This is a genomic window from Mojavia sp. (genome assembly GCF_059505145.1).
The window spans coordinates 21,936-40,569 of sequence record NZ_JCACKA010000084.1; the positions used below are offsets into that span (position 1 = coordinate 21,936).

Consider the following 18,634-nt stretch of genomic DNA (forward strand, 5'->3'; position numbering starts at 1 on the left):
TTTTGTCTTGGTTTTAAACTGCCCAGCAGTAATGTGTAAATCTGCAATAACATGAAGAATCTTGTTGACATTGACCTCAACAGATTCTTCTGTAAATTACTTTCGATAGTAGCCAAAGCGCTGTGAGCCATCAGTATCAGCATTAACAGATGCAATACCAGTATCAACAGAGGGTTGTACTGATATAGGCAGTTTAATTAATGGGACTTCTATACCTGTTGTTTGCCCAGCATTAATTGTAAGGCTACAACCACCAATACAAGCTGCTAATTGTTCATCAGATAGTTCTTCAATTAAACTTTCTGCAATTATCAAGCTTTTAGCAATATTTTTTTGTTCGTGCTGCATAATCACGTAGTAAAGCTACAAGTTATTTAGTCTTATTGTTTACTTAAATAACCTTGATGTAAATTTAAAATCTTAATATAATTTAGATATTTATTTGTTTAAAATACGCAATTGGAACTAAATCCCTTCACCAAAAATTTAAAAACTTTTACCTAATTCCTCTACTTTATTGAAGAATTGTAGTTTTAGTTATTACTCAAACAGTCTTTCCATTAGTAAGTTTCCCGATATTTAGTTATATCAGATAGATATTGAAATTTGACTTAGCTTGATTACAATATCAGTAATATTAAGGTTATATTAGTCTAATAACTTTATTCAATCTCTAATAATTTACGCTGAATATATCTAATTTGAATTTAATCAAGAATTATACCAATCGCTTTCTCTAAGCTGGTGGCATCTTGAGCAACCTTAAGGCGAAACGGTATAATTTGTCTGACAACTAGCTGTGGTAAGCCCAGTTCCGTGAGGTATAACAACAGGTGCTTGTGCTGTGAGCAATACCTGTCCTTGGGGTGATACGACAAGTCCTTGAGCTTCTACTATTTCATCGGGCGGTTGTAGAGATGAATTTGTAGAAGGAACGGCCACTTTGGAACCGCTACCTGTTTGAATTGGAACTATTTGAATATCTTCTAAAATTGTGTCACTACCCAAAGCCACCTCTGGATTTTGGGGTAAACCACCCCGTCCGGTAATAGTGAAGCGGCTGGATTCTTGAGGTTTATTTTGTCCACAACCTTGAGTAATTAATGTAGAAACATCATTTGGTTCAACTGGTAAGACAACAATTCCTGTTGTTGGATCACCTTCTAGAGTTTTAATTCCTACAGAACCACTTAGCCCAAACTGAGAACTAGCCGTAATATCGCTTTTTGAACTTTGTTCAGAACGCAGCTGAATACCAAATATTCCTTGTGTTGCGATTTGAACATTTCCACCTTGTCCTGCAATTGCATTAGCTGTAATATCGCTATTTTCAGCAACAGCTAATACGCTAGAACTAATATTTATATTGCCACCGCTACCACTACCGCCTTTAGCATTAGTAGTAATTTTACTGCCGTTACGCATTAGCAAAATATCTTTTAACTGTAGTGTAATATTGCCACCTTCACCTGATTTTGTTGTAGCTTGAATTCCTCCTGCATCTTGTTGAATGTTTCCTGCATTATCAAGTAATATTGAGTTAGCTAGAACATTGATATTTCCTCCTTTACCCAAGCCTTCATTATCAACATTTAACCTAGCACCTCCTTGAATTGATAATTGATTAGTATTAATTTCTAAACTTCCAGCATCGTTAATATTACTCCTGTTCAATACATTTGCAGATAAACTACTAAATGTTGGAATTAAGAGTGTTGGGTCGAATATATCCTCTATAAGAGGGCCTTGTCCTAATATCTGGATAGAGTCGGTTGCATTGATAGTCATGACTCCTCCCTTACCCAACCCTCTGGTCTCAACAGTAATATTAGCTCCATCCGCCACTATTAGATGCTTAGTATTAATTGTTAAATTACCAGCGTTACCTGTAGTGTCGATATCTGTACTACTAAAAATCCCGCTAGGAACTTGATAGATAGGCGATACTCCACTTACATTCACAGAATTAGTAGCATTAATCATGATATGTCCACTATTTCCTTGTGCTAAAGTGCCAGCAAAAATTTGTGCGCCATCATTAATAATTAACTGACCTGTATTAACTATTAAATCTCCAGCTTGTCCTCTACCTTCTTGAACTGATGTGAACAAACCACTGACTAAGAAATCAGTAAAGGAAACTCCTAATAATTCCACAGTATTTGCAGCATTAACTGTTAAAGTTCCGCCTTTGGCTTCACTGAAGGTTGCGGCAGATATTTGCGCTCCGTTTTTAACAGTTAATCTTTCTGTATTTATTTTTAAATTGCCCCCTGCTCCACTACCATAAGTATCAGTCAACAACCCAGTTGATAAAGAATAATTTTCTGAATCAGCACCATCCAAGTTAATAGAATCAAAAGCATTAATGGTTAAATCTCCTCCTTTCCCTGAGGAACCAGGTGAAGTTGCAGTAGAGATTCGAGCTTCGCCCTCAACCGAAAGTTTGCTACTAGTTATTGTTATTCCTAAGCTAGCTTCACTACCACTGTTTTCAGCGAACAAACCATGCTCAAATTTGCCAGAAGTGCTAGCGCTCGATACTATGACGGAATCTGAAGCATTTAACGTCAGGTTTGCTCCAAATACAGAGCCTAGTGTGTTTGCTTTTACAAACGAGTTGTCAATTATGAGTTGCTTGCCGGTAAGTTGAATACTACCACCTCCATCACCACTGGTTGTTACCAGTGCGTTATCAGTTAGTAAAACATTAGCTCTAGCTAAATTGCTGGGAAAACTTAGTTTAAATTGGCCGCCTTTTAATGACAGTCCAACCGTACCTGCATCTGCTACTCCACCCAGTTCCACGCGGCCGCTATCAGCCCTCAACTCGCCACCGTTGATGCTAACCTCACCTCCTATCAGCGCCAGCGTTTGATTTGGCCTGACTGCAAGATTAGCTCCTTGGACTTGGATAACTGCTGATTTTCTACCATACTGTAAACCGATAGGAACGCTCACTGTTAGTAAAGGTGAAGTCTTATCTGCGGATGTATTAAACTCTCTTCCATCAGCAAATTTCAAACTGTTAGCAGTAGTGGCAAAAAATGAGCCACCAATATCTAATTGGGCATTAGGGCCAAAGATAATTCCATTAGGGTTAATTAAGAATAGGTTGGCATTGCCAATGGTATGGATTTTGCCATCAAGATTAGATGGAAGATTACCAGTAACTCGACTAATAATATTTTGAATAACCGAAGCATGAGCAAAATTGGCTGATCCGCCTGTTGGTACAGAAAATTGGCTAAAACTATGAAAAAGATTGCCTCCTTCTTGAGTACCACCTGTAATTGTGAAATTGTGACCATCAACTGAGGTAACATTTGTGGGGAGAGTACCATCAGCTGCGATTGGGCTATGCCCACTGCCAGAGGCAATCGCCTGGGCACAAGCGGGGCTAACAAATTTTAGATTACAGCTAGTAAATAGTCCAGCAATACTGAGGATGTATGGCAACTTCATGTAATGCCTTTTGATAGTTGTTTATCTCAGTATTCCCTTAATATCTGTAAGGATTATCAATGGAGAAAATGTCTGCTTAACAATTAGTCTTAGCGTTCTTGCAATCAACTTGCGGTATTCCCTGCTTATAGATGTTCAATACTTGGGTAATCTTCCCGTAGTTTTACTGTTTCTTTCGTGGATAAAACAGGTAACATTAAGACCATGATTTTTTCTCCTAATAAAATGGTTACTACCTCAGAAGTTAAGCCCTTCTGAGGTTTTGTTTTGCTATTTTTTAGTCAATTTATAAATTGAATAACCAATCTCTCCTGCCATAATTGATACTAAATTGCGGTCTGTTGTAGTACCTTGGGTTTCATGAGATTGCTTCCCTTGACTGCGTTCCGCTCGCAATGACAGATACTACCTTTGATAACAACTTGGGATGAGATGAAGTTCTAAACTAGACATCTCATAATTTGAGAAGGATGGCTATACTTCAAGGATTGCAACCTATAAATACAGTTACAGTAGTAATGTCAAAATAGAAGGGATTGTGCTGGCTGCGATCGCGGGATAGGGAGGAGGACACTGTTTAAGTAATTTACGCAGATATAATTTTTACCAAACATTTAAATATTGGTATTTATTACGTAGCGGTGATCACTGTCCGTATGGGATTATTTTTACACAGTTGAAATAGGTGGCAAAGATGCAAACCAAAGAATCACCTAATAAGAATACCTCCGCTTTAATGAGCGTTTTAAGTTATTTGATATTAGATACTGAATACGACAAGGACTATCCTGATTAAGACTATTCTGACGTAGTAATGAACCTAGCTAGGTTAGTAGGAGTAAATTACCCCCCTTTGCTGATATTAACTAGAGAAAAGAATGGGCGGTTAACCACCTTCTTGAATCTAGAAACCAATTTATCGGAATTTAACAAAGTACTACCATATCTTTTTAGCCGAGATTCTTAACTGAATGTCGGTTTTTGTTTTTTAAATGGGTAGCACCTCCTCAGCCCTCCCCTCTCCCGGATACACCCAAAATGAGGATAAGGCTAAGGAAATTATCTTAGCCTATCAGATTTTGTGTAAATCTGTCTGAGTTAATTGAGACCATTAATCAAATAGAGTTCCCTTTTCTACTATCTTGTGATATGACTTTGCAATCATAAAGGTAATTAAGCCTGAAATAATGAGAGCAATAAAGTGGCCTGCTACTAATAGCTGTGTACAGGTATAAATACCGCTTAGAAATGGAACAAGCCAAATAACATATCTTACTTCGAGAGGCAAGATTGATAAGATTTTACTAGCGCCTAGAGTTACACAGCCAAGTGCAATAAATACAACAATTATTAAAAGTTTTCCTAAAAGTATTTCCATAAAGCCTAGATTTCATCTTTAGCCTACGAGATTCTATGTAAGTCTGCTTAAGGCTGTAATCAAAGGATTAATACTAATCTGAAGGATGGTTTGCTTTGAAGTTAAAAGTCCAACCCAATGTGGTTATGAATTTCATTAACGATAGTGAGAACCTGGGCCCTCGTTTCTAATTCTATCGACCAGAGTTGGTTCTGAAGGTTGATTCCCAGCATTAGCTATCATTAGTCTGATAACGAAGATAGATATTATCGTAATAATACCTGCTATTGCTTTCGCATCATCATTAGACATAAATTCCCCCAATAACTTAGCAATTTATTCCTATTTATTTCTTGTACCTATGCTTATAAATTAAGCGATGATAATTTAAATGGCCTTCAGAGAATTCCTCAGAATAAATATAAATTTTCAGCTTCTTTACGATTCTCAACCGAAGGGAGAGCTTCTGTACCTACTTAAAATATGCCTCTATCCCCCTCTCCCACAAGGAAACAAATTACTTAGTTATGTTTAAGTACTTATATAAGACTTTACTTTTGTAGTCCCTAAAATCATTAAATAAATTTATGACAGTGATTTTAAGTTCTTTAAATTCTTTAAGGGGTTGGGGTTTGTATTTAGCGAGGGTAGGGTCAAATTGACCTGTGGTTATATCTAACTCAATTTGTGCAGCTTTCCGATTGATCTTATTTTGGGTAAACCAAGAGCTAGGGAGAAACGTCTACCTGCATAAGACCATCTAAGTCTAATGCGTCCTTCATGCTCCTGAATAACTACAGTTACCTTCTGGACTTTGTTTTGAGCTTTCATTGACCGTACCAATTTGTACCAGTTTTAGTGGAAATTAGTAAGGAATTAGAGCAAAAACTTTCTATCAAAAAACCTGCCAGTCTTCTATCAAAACTAGCAGGATTAGGGATTTTATCAATCGGAGCGGCGGGATTTGAACCCACGACCTCCACTACCCCAAAGTGGCGCGCTACCAAGCTGCGCTACGCCCCGGTCAGAATTATTATAGTAGCAACAATTTATAGGATAATCAAGAGGCAATTTTAGAAAACTTTAAGCATCCCAGCAGCTTGCTGCAAACCTGGAACAGCAGAATTATTCCATCTACCTTCTGCACATCGCCCTGTGTTGAGGATAAAGCGCAGACTGTAGGCATGAGGATAGCCTTCAACTTCCATCCATAATAAATCGCTTTCAGCTTCACAAGCAATTTTCTCTTCATCCATCAATTCAGCCGCCAGTTGTTTCATTGTGTCTGCTAGCTGCGCCAAAAGACGGCAGAAATCGTTCAACTCAGCTTCTGTTAACTCGATCGCCCAATCATCTGTACCCAATAAACCTTTAAATTCAGCTGCATTAGGGTTCCAGCCAATACGCCAACCAGAGCCGCTTTTAACAACACGCTCCATAATTAGTGATAAACACTCAACAGTGATTACGATAACTGATAACTGTCTATTTGAGGTTATTGTGGGGTAGTTGTAGTGTTTGGGGAAGGAGTGAAGATATTGGTCAAAACTTGCACTACGGCATCTCTTTGACTGCGGCTGAGGCGTTTTATGGCAGCGCGATCGCCTTCTATAGGATTTTCTCGTAATGCATCATTCCCCGGATACGTCATGTCATACATAATTTCGTTCGCATCCAGGTAATCAGCCAAAGTCAACTTCCAATCTAAACGATAGTTGGGCGCACGCTCTTTCACATAAATGTGATAACGAATCAAGCGACTTGCCAAGGTATTATTTTCAGCAACTTTCCCAGTTTCTTTACTGATATATTTATTTTCCTTTGGGAAGTCGGGCAACTGCTGATACACTTGCTGCCAAACATCGCTAGGACTTACTCTCTGAGCTATGGCAGGTTGGATACCTAGAAAACTTGCCAAAAAACTTTTATGTGTTGACTTTCCTACTCCTGAACCCAAAACAATTACACCCATCACCATTAAGGTAATTGGCAGTGTCCAGTTGTGAGTTCTCAGTAGTAACTTAAACTTTAAAACTATAAATCGCAGAATCGGCCAAGACAAAAGTTTTTTATTATCCATAAAGTAAATATTCTGTGATGAAAGTGGAATGCGACTACATTTTGTACTCAGCGAGAAGTTGCAAGGAGGGTTTCCCCCCAGGCAAACTTCGCTAACCCAGCACTTTCATCTCAGCACTATATTTATATTTCGCCAATAATCTCTGGCTGAGTCAGTTCATCAGACATTTCAATAATTGCCCTAAGTACTGGCTTCATCATTGCATCTTCTGCACTTTCAAAGTCTTCGTAACGGCGACGCTTGGCACGGTTTGCCACCTGAACCGTAATGCGGTAGCGATTTGAGGCTGCACTAATCAAATCTTCAGCACGGTGCATAATCTGAGACTGAGTTGTCTCGAACTTAGAACGCTTTAGCATAGTTAGTGGTTCTTGGGGTCATTCTCCAGTTTAGCAGCACTGATCAAGCTGTTGTTGTGTACTAAATCGTTGTTAACCTCTCTGTTGATAGAGGTTGATAGATTTTTATCATTTTATAAGTAGGTTGTAACAGTAAGTTAATAAAGTAACCTAACCTCATGGCTGATCTTGTGGAAACTGCTATCAATGCAGGAAATTTCAACACTTTGGTGAAGGCTGTTGAAGCTGCGGGACTCACAGAAATTCTTAAGAGTCCTGGTTCTCTTACAATCTTTGCACCTACTGACGAAGCCTTTGCCAAGCTGCCAGAGGGAAGTTTAGATTCGCTACTGCAAGACATTCCTAAACTTAAGAAGATTGTGACGTATCATGTCGCTCCTGGGGATGTCAGGTCTGATGACTTGGCACAGATTGAGGAAGCAGAGACTCTTGAGGGGTCAATCTTAGCAATTGAGTCTGCTGATGGTGCAATTAAGGTGAATGATGCCAATGTCCTGACAACTGATATTTTGGCGGACAATGGGGTGATTCATGTTATTGATGCGGTGTTGATACCTGCAATGGTTGCTGGCGGTAGGAGTTCGTGATCGGCTAAGGGACTTCCAATTAAAAAGTGTAGAGAGCAGGGAGCAGGGGGAGAAAGAAAAATATCATTTGATACCAAGTTGCAATCAAAAGTAGCAACTGTCATTGCGAGCGAAACAAAGTGGAGCGAAGCAATCTCCCCTAACGAAAGATTACTACCTCTGAACGCAACTTAGTATGAATAAATTGGCTAATTTATTCTCTGGAAGTCCCTAATGTGCCTTGAAGTTGCGTAATTCGCAGCCTCAAAAAACCCCAAAGACGCGGTGATAGGGACACGTAAAGATGCAGTTTTGTCTCAGGAACGGGTAATAGAAATGGGGAATTGTGAAAAAGTCAATCCCCATTTTTCATTAATGATTTGTTGAAATTAGAGCTTCGACGAATTTGAAGTATTAGCTAACACTCAGAATGCAACCAGTACGTGGGAGAAGAGACAAGGAAAGGTGCTGAGTTTCTCCATTTTCATGCCATGCAATCTCAGCAGTGCCATATACAAGATTGTAGGGCTGAGTACGCAAACTGGTAATAGCAATATTCGCTTTTGTCGATGCTGTACCAGCGTTAACAGCAATAATTAATTCCTCTGTCCCTAAAGTTCTGGCAAAAACGTAAAGTTCCCCTTGAGCATAGAGAACTTGGTAATCACCTATACGCAAAGACGAGTAAGTATGGCGAAGAGCAATTAATTCGCGGTGAGTCTGGAGGATTTCTTGATCCCAACTAGCTTCTAAAGGAAAGCCACGACGCGAGTCTGGATCTATCGCACCGGGTAAACCGACTTCATCACCATAGTAAATACTGGGCGCACCGGGAAATGTAAGCAGTAGTAGAGTTGCTAATTCTACACTGGCTTTATCGCCTCCAGAAATAGTCATTAACCTTGCTGTATCGTGACTTGCTAGCAAATTTAATTGGGTAAGCTGAATTTCCCAAGGATACAGTTGTAATACTTCTTGGATTTGGCTGGCGTACTCAGCAGCAAATAAGGGCGGGTAGGGTTTATAGTCACGGCTTTGGACTTGTTCTAAGACTACGCGATCGCCTGCGGCAAAAGCTATTGTTGGCCCGGCAAATAAATAGTTCATCACGCCGTCAAATTGAGTTCCATCTAGCCACTCGCGGGAATCTCCCCACACTTCCCCCACAATGTAAGCTTCAGGATTAATTGCTTTAACGCGATCGCGAAACTCTTGCCAAAAACCAGGAGTTTTAATTTCAAATGGTACATCTAACCGCCAACCGTCGATGCCGAATTTAATCCAATATTCGGCAATTTCCATAATGTACTCCCGTACTTCTGGGTTGTCATGATTAAATACTGGCAAGGCACGATTTCCTGCCCAACCTTCATAATTGGCAGGAAATTCACCGTTATAAGGTGAAAGCGGCCAACCCTCAACTTTGAACCAATTCACCCAAGGCGAATGTGGGCCATTTTCTAAAACGTCGTGGAAAAAGAAAAAGCCGCGGCTGGAGTGGTTAAACACTCCATCTAACACAACTTTAATATTCCGTTGATGGGCTGCGTCTAGCAATTCCTTAAAAGCTTCATTACCTCCCAACAGTGGGTCAACCTGATAATAATCGTGGGTATGATAGCGATGATTACTGGCAGATTGAAAGATGGGTGTGAAGTAGATAGCGTTAATCCCTAAATCCTGGATGTAGTCTAATCCCTCTATGATGCCCCACAAATCGCCGCCTTTGTAACCTTGGAGTGTTGGCATAGATTCCCAATCTTCCCAACGGGCCTCATGCAATAGGCGTTTGTGAGGCTGTTTGCTTCTGGCAAAGCGGTCTGGAAATATTTGGTAGAAAACAGCGTGCTTAACCCAGTCTGGTGTTTGAATCTGCATGAATTACTCTTGATGACTTCAGGAGCGATCGTTGCAAATACTGGGTTATTTGCGCTACTCACTTGTGATAGAAATCTCTCAATTTTTATTAGTCAATAGTCAGTAATTATTTTTTTTGACACAAATGTTACCAGTAGTCACTTGTTTGACCACGCTTATATTTATGTATGATTTATTGCTTATTTAAGTAGTTACTAAATAATTAACAACTCTTAATTTTTCTATATTTAACTTTTTTCCGTAATAGCTAATATAAACGCTGGATAAATAAACAAGTTACTTGCAGGAGCGTTGTCTAGCCAATTGTAATCAAAAATGGCTTTAACTGTTGTGATTACTAAGTTTGATTGCTCACTCACATTTATTGGATGGATTACTGAAAATTCCTTATAAAAAGCACGAGACATGAAGATTAGTTATTAATTAGTAATAAAGTTATGAGTTATTCTGCGCTCCCTAATATTGATCTGTGTTAACTATAAAAACAATAGAGGTCTATAGCCAAAATCAAGAATAAAAGCTAAAAAAATACTTTAGTGGTATTCGTACTAAAGCAATATGTGCTGCTAAAATCAATACTTTATTTTCAGGAAAACACATAGACGTGGAGGAAAAGATGAGACACGATAAACTTTCTCCTGGGTTGCTGTTGGCATATCAAGACTATCAAAATGAAGGAGAAGAGGCTTTAACTACACATAAGCGATCGCTGGGTTTAATAGCCCATAAAAGTGCTGTCAAGCCAACTAAGAGCATAGTTTTTATTTACTGCGACTCTGATGCAGACTTAAGTTATTTAGAACAATACGGAATTGAAATCAATCAAAACTCTGGAAGCGTACGGACAGCTTTCTTACCCATCCAGGGTTTAGATGCCTTATCGGAAGAAGAAGCCATCCAGCGCATTAAACCATCGCGTAAACTCAATTTACGGATGGATGTTGCTCCAGGTAAAGTGCAACTGCCACATTTTAAGACCAAAACTGGATTAACTGGCAAAGACGTAGTTATCGGCATTGTAGACAGTGGCATTGATCCAAAACACCCCGCCTTTGCTGGACGCATTTTACGTATTTGGGATCAAACCCTTCCAGGGCCGGGTGTTCGAGAGGGGGGTTATGGAGCAGAATTCACCGGAGAACAACTGACAGTTTCTCAAGACACTAACGGTCATGGCACTCATGTTGCCGGCATTGCTGCTGGTGCAGATGCGACTTATGGAGGTGTAGCACCAGAGGCAGAATTGGTCGTTGTTAAATCAGACTTACAGGACGCCCACATTGCTGATGCTGTCCGCTACGTTTTCCGAGTAGCCGGAGAGTTAGAACGGCCAGCAGTCGTCAATCTCAGCTTAGGTGGACACGCCGATGCCCACGATGGTAGTGATTCTTTGTCAAAAATTATTGATGCTGAATCTGGGCCAGGAAGAATTGTTTGCTGTGCAGCAGGCAACGAGGGCAACGATAATATTCATGGTCAAGCAACCATCCCATCCAATAAAACCCGTGGTATGCGCTTTAATGTCCCTTTAAATCAAGTAGGCATAGTATGGTTAAACGGTTGGTATGCTCGTGACAGTCAGTTAGAAATATCGTTGCGGAGTCCTAACGGTTTCGTTACACCTTTCCAAAAAATTATTGCTAACAGCAATCCCGCCCAAAATTATCAGTTACCAGATGCACGAGTAGAAGTAGTGACACCAGGGCCAGATCCAGCTAACGGTGACCATAATTTCTTCGTGCAAATTCGTGGTAATGGCCCCTCGCCTGTTATGGGAGGTATTTGGCAGTTACGGGTACGTAACGCTTCTTCAACTGAAACACGTTTAGACGTGTGGGCACTTGATGATCGCTCATCGGTGTTTTTTACAGGTAAAAGTGTCAAGGATGCAGTGAAGATAGGCGCACCGGGAACTGCTAGCAGTGCCATTACAGTTGCTGCTTACACTACGAAAGTAAAATATACAGATATTGATAACCAAGTGCGAGAAATGGGCTTGGATTTGGACGATATGTCTGAGTTCAGTAGTGAAGGGCCATTGCGGAATGATGCTCAAAAGCCAGATGTCGCCGCACCAGGAGCGATGATTGTTTCTACCCTTTCCGCCAATGCCAATTTTGATCGCTCGATGATGGTGAATTCTAAGTTTGTGGCCATGGCTGGTACGAGTATGGCGACACCATTTGTTACTGGTTTAGTAGCACTGTTGTTGCAGCGCGATCCGAAGCTAGACCCAGTTGCTGTGAAAGATTTGCTGCGTAAAAATAGTTCCATTCCCAACAAACCGACTGGAACATTTGATCACAAATGGGGTTTTGGCGTAATTAATGCAGCAAATCTGTAATTATAGCCATCTCGAATTAGAGAAATCCACCAAATTTGTAGGCGTACCAGTTGATACTCGATATAGCAATCCTATTGATTTGTAAAAATTGAGAGGCTTAGATCCCTGACTTTTCAAATAAGTCAGGGATCTTGTTATCCACGAATGATTTAAGACTGCTATAGATGATAAAGCCATGATGTTAAGACAAAGTTATACTGCTGAACAAGAGTAGCTATCCCATACTGTTAATTAATATGGACATTCAAGTTAACAAAATTTTATTTCTAGCAGCTAATCCAAAAGACACTGTACGTTTGCGGCTTGATGAAGAACTGCGGGAAATAGATACAGGACTACAGCTTGCCAGAAACCGCGATCGCTTTGTCTTAGAACAGAAGTGGGCAGTACGCCCTAGAGACGTTCGACGAGCAATATTGAATTTTGAACCGCAGATTGTACATTTTTCCGGGCATGGAGCAGGGAATGAAGGATTAGTATTTGAGGATGATGCAGGGCGAGAGAAATTTGTAAATGCTGAAGGATTAGCAGGACTATTTGAGTTATTCGCTAATCAAGTGGAGTGTGTAATTCTTAATGCTTGCTATTCGCAGGTTCAAGCAGAGGCGATCGCTCAACACATTAACTATGTTATTGGTATGAGTAGGGAAATTGGAGATAAGGCAGCAATTGAATTTGCTGTAGCTTTTTATGATGCTATAGCAGCAGGGAAACCTGTTGAGTTTGCTTACAAATATGGCTGTAATGCCATTCAGATGACAGGTATTCCAGAACAACTAACTCCAATTCTCATCAAGAAGCCTAATCTCAGTGAAATAGTTGCTCAACCCCATTTAGCTAAAGAGCATTCGTCAGCCGTAAACGAATCTACATTAGGAACTAACTCTGCTGCTACTCAACCAGTCCAAACTACAAGCAATGAATTTCATATCACTAACAGCAGCATCACCTACCTCACTGGCTCAGGGCAAATTAACTATAATGAAGCTCCTAAACAAAAGTGAAAGTCTAATTTAGATACACTCAGTAAGCTTGAACAGCCTGAGTAGTAGACTTATTTTCAGCCTCTTTTTCTTTTGTATCAACAAAAATATCGATGAAGTTTTTAATCTTTGTCGAATTAGAACTTTTTTGTTGTAAATCTTTAACAATTTCACAAGCTCTCACACCTTGTTCTGCCACTATTTCAATGGTTGAATCAGTTTTGATATTCGCTACTGCTGAATTGTGTAATGCTACTAATTGCCATTGTTGATTAAATACTGGGCTACCTGATGAACTAAAATCAGCATCAGCTTCATATCTGATAAATTTCTTATAAATATCGATAACTCTATTACTAGAAAGAATGACTTGCTTACGCTTTCCTTTTGGATGTTGAATGATGTTAACTGGTTCTCCTTGTGCCAATTTGCCTTGGGGAACATTTTGCTGAACTCCTATTTTTTGGAGTTCTATCAACCTTTTATCATCTATAGGTGGAGCAATGTTTGTACTGTTCTCATCTAATGTAATCCAGCCAAAGCGATCGCCTGCTCTACCTAAGATAGATAAATTACTGTCTTTAGGCCTGTCTTGTAACTTAACTAGGGTATAATCCAATTCTTCGTTAGTTTCAAAAAAACCTGTTTCAGGATCTAGATCGAGTTTGTATTCTATTGGAGGAATTTTTCGTCCAAGACCGTCTTGGTCATAACCAAATTGAGCTATTACTTCAGCGCATACTTCTTCATTTGGAAGCACATGATGATTGGTTAGTAAGTAGCTGCTTCCAACTAAAAACCCTGTAGCGATGGGAATAGGTAGTAATTTTTTGAAACGTTCTGGATCTTTAAGCGCATCTGATGAATGATTTGTATCAATTCCATCAAAAAATTGTTGAATAGAATCTGGCTCTTTTTCAGAAAATGAGAATATTTCTTCTATATCTTCCTGAGATAAAATAGCCTTTTGACTATTTTTCAGTTCATTTTCAAGAGCGTCAATTTTCTCAACTAGCTCAACTCTAGCTTGTTCCGAAAATTCTCGCACTAGTCGGCATACAGCAGCGCCTCGTCTTACCCCTAACTCTAGAAAAGAAAACGGGAGAAAGTCTGGTTGACCAAAAACTGCACTAATACGCGACGAAGGGTTGATCTCAAATCGTGAGTTAATAATTTCTACTAAATCGGAGTCATCAATCAAATCAAGAACAGCGTCTTGTTTGGCTGGAAACGGAATTGCACTTAAATTTAGTCTTTCTCGGAAAATTGGCGGCAAAAACCAATTATATAATAATCTCTGACGAGAGGAAGTTATAGTAATGCTCATATCTAATTTAAATAATTATCAAATTAATTGGTGAATTTGCAATGCAATCTAATCGCTTACCCTACCGTATTAAACAGGGACAAAATATCAAAGGTTGGCGTATATTTCAAGAATCTTTACAACCAGAACTACATAATCTTATTGCTGGACAAACAATCTTAATAAAACTTTGTTTGCTTTTTACAATACTTATACTATCTTCTATTTCAGGTATTGTATCTAGTTTTTTTGGTAGCTGGTATTTTTTTTATATATCTTTACCAAATGAACCAGGAAAAATAGAACTTTTTTCAATGTTCATAATAATTATTGCTTGGATATTTACCAGTATCCGTCAAGGCATCGCCCAAGGTTTAAAAGTTGCTATAGAATTTTTTCTAATTACATTAATAGTCACAGATGTATTAGCATTATTGAATTTATTGCCAACTATTACAATACGCATTTCTCCATTAGTCGATCATAGTATTCAACACTTGGCTGCTTGCTTAGTAGGAATGATTTTTACAATTTTTATTTTTCTAACAGGTAGTTTCGCTATTGCTGTCATTTCTACAAGCTTTGCTAAAAACCAATCTAATCATTTCCGAATCGGTGCGGCTGTATTTATAATTATAATTGCGGTGATTGCTACTGTAGTTTTATATTTATCAGGAGGAGTAGATAGTAAAGTTGAAGAGCAAAGCCTTTTTGTTAGAATCGCTAGTATCTTAGGCGGTATTTTTTCTGGATTTTGCTTTGGGATTATTAGCTTAATAGCAACAAAATTTAGTAACAAATATTCCGGTCATTTCGAGTTTTTGCATTCTTGGGCGATCGCAGTTGGTTCATGGGGCGGTACATCATTTTATAATTTAGATTTAAGTGATATTGATTTTACTGGTTCTCAGTTAGCAAATACTGATTTCCGAGCAAAGAATTTTTACCGGACTTGTTTAAAGGAAGTTAAGGGATTAGATAAAGCTAGAATAGACAATCGCTATCTAGACTTAACTAACTACAAAGTACAAAAGCTGTTAACTGATGGAGTTTGTAAAGACATAAACTTTAGCAGAATAAACTTGCAAGGAGCATATTTGCAAAATGCAGATATGAGGCATTTCAAGTTAATAGAAACTAATCTCAAAGGCGCAAATTTACAAGATGCTGATTTGCGCGGCAGTATTTTAATTCGTACTCAGCTTACAGGAGCGGATTTTACTGGAGCTAATTTGACTGGAATTTGTATTCAAGATTGGAATATCAATAGTCAGACTTGTTTTGCTAAGGTCAAATGTGATTATTATTACCGCAAATTAGATAATAAAGGAGAGCCAATAGAACAATATCCTATAGGACGTAATTTTGAAGAAGGAGAATTTGAAGCTCTATTCCAAGAAGTAGAAGAAGCAGTAGAATTAGTTTTCAAAGAAGGCGTAAATTGGCGGGCTTTAAGCTTTACTTTCCGTAAATTTCAATTAGAGGATGACGGTTTAGGTTTAGAACTCAAGGGAGTTGAACAACGTGGTGACCTTTGGGTTGTTAAAGTAACTCATAAACAAGGTGTTCTCCGACAAGATGTTGAACAAAGGGTTGGAGAAATTTATGATATGATGAAAGGCTTAATGGCTGTCAAAGAACCACAAATTAACAAGCTTTTAGATATTGCCGCAGATCAAGCAGGAGCCTTAAAAGAATCTAGTAAAAGACCTTTTGGTAATAGTTTTTTTATTACAGGTAGTACAATTACAAACTTAGCTGGTTCTGGAGAAATTAATTATGACGAAGCTGCTAGTAAAATTCGCAGTTTTGTTGCTAATAGCAGCGAACCAATACAATCATTACACCTAGTTAAAAGCCTTTTAGAACAATTCCAAAGACAGAGTGTCGCTACTTCTAGCAATGAACAAATAGAACTAATTAAGCAAGTGATTTTGACTGAGGCTAGAAAAGACAAGTTTTTCAAACAGTTTTTTGTGCAACAAGGACAACAAATTGCTAATGCAATGCCAGAAAGTGCGATCGCATCAGCTATCCGAGAAGCACACTCCCAACTTATCTAGAAAGTAGTTTCGGCAACAAATCTGTAATTAGACGTAGAAATGTGTATATTACGTCTGTACAAGGATAGGTAGTAAAAACCTATAAATTTGATAGGTTGGTGATAGGGTGGGTTAAGAGATAGCCTACCCTGATTACTCAGGAATTGCTTATGAATTATCAGAAGCTAGACGCCGCTCTTGCTATGGCGCTGAATAATGTACAAGACCCAGAAGTGTCGAGTTTGGTAGTTTTTATCCATACCGAACCTGTTTCAGGTTCTGCAATTGCTGTTTTGGAAAATTTAGGCGTTGATGGCGTCGCGCCTGGAAAGGATGTTTTCACTGCAACACTTTCAGCAAATGGCATTTCTCAGCTGTCTGAGGAACCTTGGGTGCAGTTTCTCAAGTTGTCGCAGAAATTGCATTTAGTTAATAGAATGCGAACTCCTGGGAGATTGGGCGTTTAATTTAAATGTGGCGATCGCCACTCTAGGGTAAGCAGAATCTACCTGACTCTGTTACCAAGGAACCAAAGAGCTTAAGACTATACGCCAGAGTTCACAGCGAGTAAAGATAAGTCTTGTGAACAAATTTTAGACAATTATTCTTTGAAAATCATTTGCAAACTATAAGTAGTTTTCATGTTATTTATAAAACAAGAGTTACGGTAGCTGTCACTGAGTTAAAATTTACTGGTTTTTTAAAATCAGCAAAGAATTGTATTTATAGATTGCAGAGTTATAAAACTAGTGTAGCGATCGCCTGTATTTGTTACGTGTCAATCGACACATAGTTTTTGATGTGGGAGTTGTTGGCAGCACTATTGATCACCAGCAGTATTCTGTAAAATTTACTAATTAGAATCTGCGCTCCCCCCTTATCAGCTGCCACATACAGTCCTAAACTGAAGGTGAGAGTTGAAAGGCAGTCGGGAGACATCTTGTGAAAAAAGTTTTAGCAATTATTCTTGGTGGTGGCGCAGGTACTCGCCTTTATCCGCTAACTAAACTACGTGCTAAACCAGCAGTACCAGTGGCTGGAAAGTACCGTCTAATCGATATCCCTGTCAGTAACTGCATAAACTCAGAAATATTTAAAATTTATGTCCTGACACAATTCAACTCAGCTTCCCTGAATCGCCATATCGCTCGTACATATAACTTTAGTGGCTTTAGTGAAGGGTTTGTAGAAGTGCTAGCTGCACAGCAAACGCCAGAAAACCCGAACTGGTTCCAGGGTACAGCTGATGCTGTGCGTCAGTACATTTGGTTGTTAGAAGAATGGGACGCTGAGGAATATCTGATCCTCTCCGGCGACCACCTCTACCGTATGGATTACCGCGAGTTTGTGCAGCGTCATCGAGAGACGGGTGCTGATATTACTCTCTCAGTTATTCCCATAGATGAGCGCCGGGCCTCAGATTTTGGCTTAATGAAAATTGATGACTCCGGTAGGGTAGTTGACTTTAGCGAAAAACCTAAAGGCGATGCTTTAAAAGCAATGCGCGTCGATACTTCCATACTCGGATTGAACGCAGAACAAGCCAAACTCCAACCCTACATCGCCTCAATGGGGATTTATGTATTTAAAAGAGATGTTTTGATCAAATTGTTGAAAGAATCTATAGAACGGACTGATTTTGGTAAAGAAATTATTCCTGACTCTGCAAAAGATCACAACGTTCAAGCCTACTTATTTGATGGCTACTGGGAAGATATTGGAACCATTGAAGCTTTTTATGAAGCCAATTTAGCACTGACACACCAACCCGTACCGCCCTTTAGCTTCTACGATGAACACGCACCAATTTATACCCGCGCTCGTTATTTACCTCCGAGTAAATTACAAGATTGTCAAATCAGACAATCGATGATTGGCGAAGGTTGTATTCTGAAAAATTGCCGCATTGAACATTCGGTTTTAGGAGTGCGATCGCGGGTTGAATCTGGTACGATCATCGAAGATTCTCTACTTATGGGTGCCGATTTTTACCAAGACTCTGTAGAACGTCACTGTAGCGTTGAAAAAGGTGATATTCCTGTAGGCATTGGTACAGATAGCATCATTCGTCGTGCGATCATCGATAAAAATGCTCAAATCGGTCATGGTGTGAAAATTATCAATAAAGACAACGTGCAAGAAGCAGAGCGCGAAGGTCAAGGTTTTTACATTCGCAGCGGCATTATTGTTGTGCTGAAAAATGCTGTCATCCCCCACGGTACTGTCATTTAGCCATTAGTCATTAGTTAACAGT

At 39.2% G+C, this 18,634-nt stretch carries 15 protein-coding genes and 1 tRNA gene; 6 read left to right on the top strand and 10 right to left on the bottom strand.

Annotated elements, in window-relative coordinates; genetic code table 11:
- Positions 1-96: 96 nt before the first annotated feature.
- From AC5JL8_RS24730 to AC5JL8_RS24760, 7 genes are all read right to left on the bottom strand, one after another.
- Positions 97-348 carry a hypothetical protein gene (locus tag AC5JL8_RS24730; RefSeq protein ID WP_495882324.1) on the bottom strand — a complete coding sequence of 84 codons (252 nt, stop codon included), beginning with the start codon at positions 346-348 and terminating at the stop codon, positions 97-99.
- Between the two features lie 414 nt (positions 349-762).
- Complete coding sequence (locus AC5JL8_RS24735; RefSeq protein WP_495882325.1) at positions 763-3,465, bottom strand: two-partner secretion domain-containing protein; 2,703 nt, start codon at positions 3,463-3,465, stop codon at positions 763-765.
- A gap of 1,111 nt (positions 3,466-4,576) precedes the next feature.
- On the bottom strand, positions 4,577-4,843 hold the full coding sequence (locus AC5JL8_RS24740) for a hypothetical protein (RefSeq protein ID WP_495882326.1): 267 nt from the start codon (positions 4,841-4,843) through the stop codon (positions 4,577-4,579).
- A gap of 928 nt (positions 4,844-5,771) precedes the next feature.
- Positions 5,772-5,845: transfer RNA gene (locus tag AC5JL8_RS24745), tRNA-Pro, on the bottom strand.
- 50 nt (positions 5,846-5,895) lie between these two features.
- Complete coding sequence (locus AC5JL8_RS24750) at positions 5,896-6,261, bottom strand: DUF1818 family protein (protein WP_495882327.1); 366 nt, start codon at positions 6,259-6,261, stop codon at positions 5,896-5,898.
- A 56-nt stretch (positions 6,262-6,317) separates the two neighbouring features.
- Complete coding sequence (locus AC5JL8_RS24755) at positions 6,318-6,794, bottom strand: hypothetical protein (RefSeq protein WP_495882363.1); 477 nt, start codon at positions 6,792-6,794, stop codon at positions 6,318-6,320.
- 230 nt (positions 6,795-7,024) lie between these two features.
- Positions 7,025-7,261, bottom strand: coding sequence for a DNA-directed RNA polymerase subunit omega (locus tag AC5JL8_RS24760; RefSeq protein WP_042341339.1), 237 nt, complete (start codon positions 7,259-7,261; stop codon positions 7,025-7,027).
- Positions 7,262-7,419: 158 nt separating this feature from the next.
- Between AC5JL8_RS24760 and AC5JL8_RS24765 the strand changes: the two genes are divergently transcribed.
- Complete coding sequence (locus AC5JL8_RS24765; protein WP_495882328.1) at positions 7,420-7,848, top strand: fasciclin domain-containing protein; 429 nt, start codon at positions 7,420-7,422, stop codon at positions 7,846-7,848.
- Between the two features lie 393 nt (positions 7,849-8,241).
- Here AC5JL8_RS24765 and AC5JL8_RS24770 read toward each other — a convergent pair whose 3' ends face one another.
- Positions 8,242-9,705: a glycoside hydrolase family 13 protein gene (locus AC5JL8_RS24770; RefSeq protein ID WP_495882329.1), complete on the bottom strand. Its 1,464-nt coding sequence runs from the start codon at positions 9,703-9,705 to the stop codon at positions 8,242-8,244.
- A 227-nt stretch (positions 9,706-9,932) separates the two neighbouring features.
- Complete coding sequence (locus tag AC5JL8_RS24775) at positions 9,933-10,112, bottom strand: hypothetical protein (RefSeq protein ID WP_495882330.1); 180 nt, start codon at positions 10,110-10,112, stop codon at positions 9,933-9,935.
- A gap of 209 nt (positions 10,113-10,321) precedes the next feature.
- Between AC5JL8_RS24775 and AC5JL8_RS24780 the strand changes: the two genes are divergently transcribed.
- Entirely contained in the window at positions 10,322-12,049 is a 1,728-nt protein-coding gene (locus AC5JL8_RS24780; protein WP_495882331.1) for a S8 family peptidase, read from the top strand.
- Between the two features lie 236 nt (positions 12,050-12,285).
- A complete protein-coding gene (locus AC5JL8_RS24785; protein WP_495882332.1) occupies positions 12,286-13,053 on the top strand; it encodes a CHAT domain-containing protein in 768 nt (255 codons plus the stop codon).
- Positions 13,054-13,072: 19 nt separating this feature from the next.
- Here the strand turns inward: AC5JL8_RS24785 and AC5JL8_RS24790 are convergent, their stop codons facing one another.
- Positions 13,073-14,359 carry a trypsin-like serine peptidase gene (locus AC5JL8_RS24790; RefSeq protein WP_495882333.1) on the bottom strand — a complete coding sequence of 429 codons (1,287 nt, stop codon included), beginning with the start codon at positions 14,357-14,359 and terminating at the stop codon, positions 13,073-13,075.
- A 41-nt stretch (positions 14,360-14,400) separates the two neighbouring features.
- Here AC5JL8_RS24790 and AC5JL8_RS24795 point away from each other — a divergent pair, with 41 nt between their 5' ends.
- The 3 genes from AC5JL8_RS24795 (at position 14,401) to AC5JL8_RS24805 (ending at position 18,612) form a co-directional block, all read left to right on the top strand.
- Entirely contained in the window at positions 14,401-16,401 is a 2,001-nt protein-coding gene (locus AC5JL8_RS24795; RefSeq protein WP_495882334.1) for a pentapeptide repeat-containing protein, read from the top strand.
- Positions 16,402-16,550: 149 nt separating this feature from the next.
- Positions 16,551-16,847: a hypothetical protein gene (locus AC5JL8_RS24800; RefSeq protein ID WP_495882335.1), complete on the top strand. Its 297-nt coding sequence runs from the start codon at positions 16,551-16,553 to the stop codon at positions 16,845-16,847.
- 475 nt (positions 16,848-17,322) lie between these two features.
- Complete coding sequence (locus AC5JL8_RS24805) at positions 17,323-18,612, top strand: glucose-1-phosphate adenylyltransferase (protein ID WP_495882336.1); 1,290 nt, start codon at positions 17,323-17,325, stop codon at positions 18,610-18,612.
- Positions 18,613-18,634 lie beyond the last annotated feature (22 nt).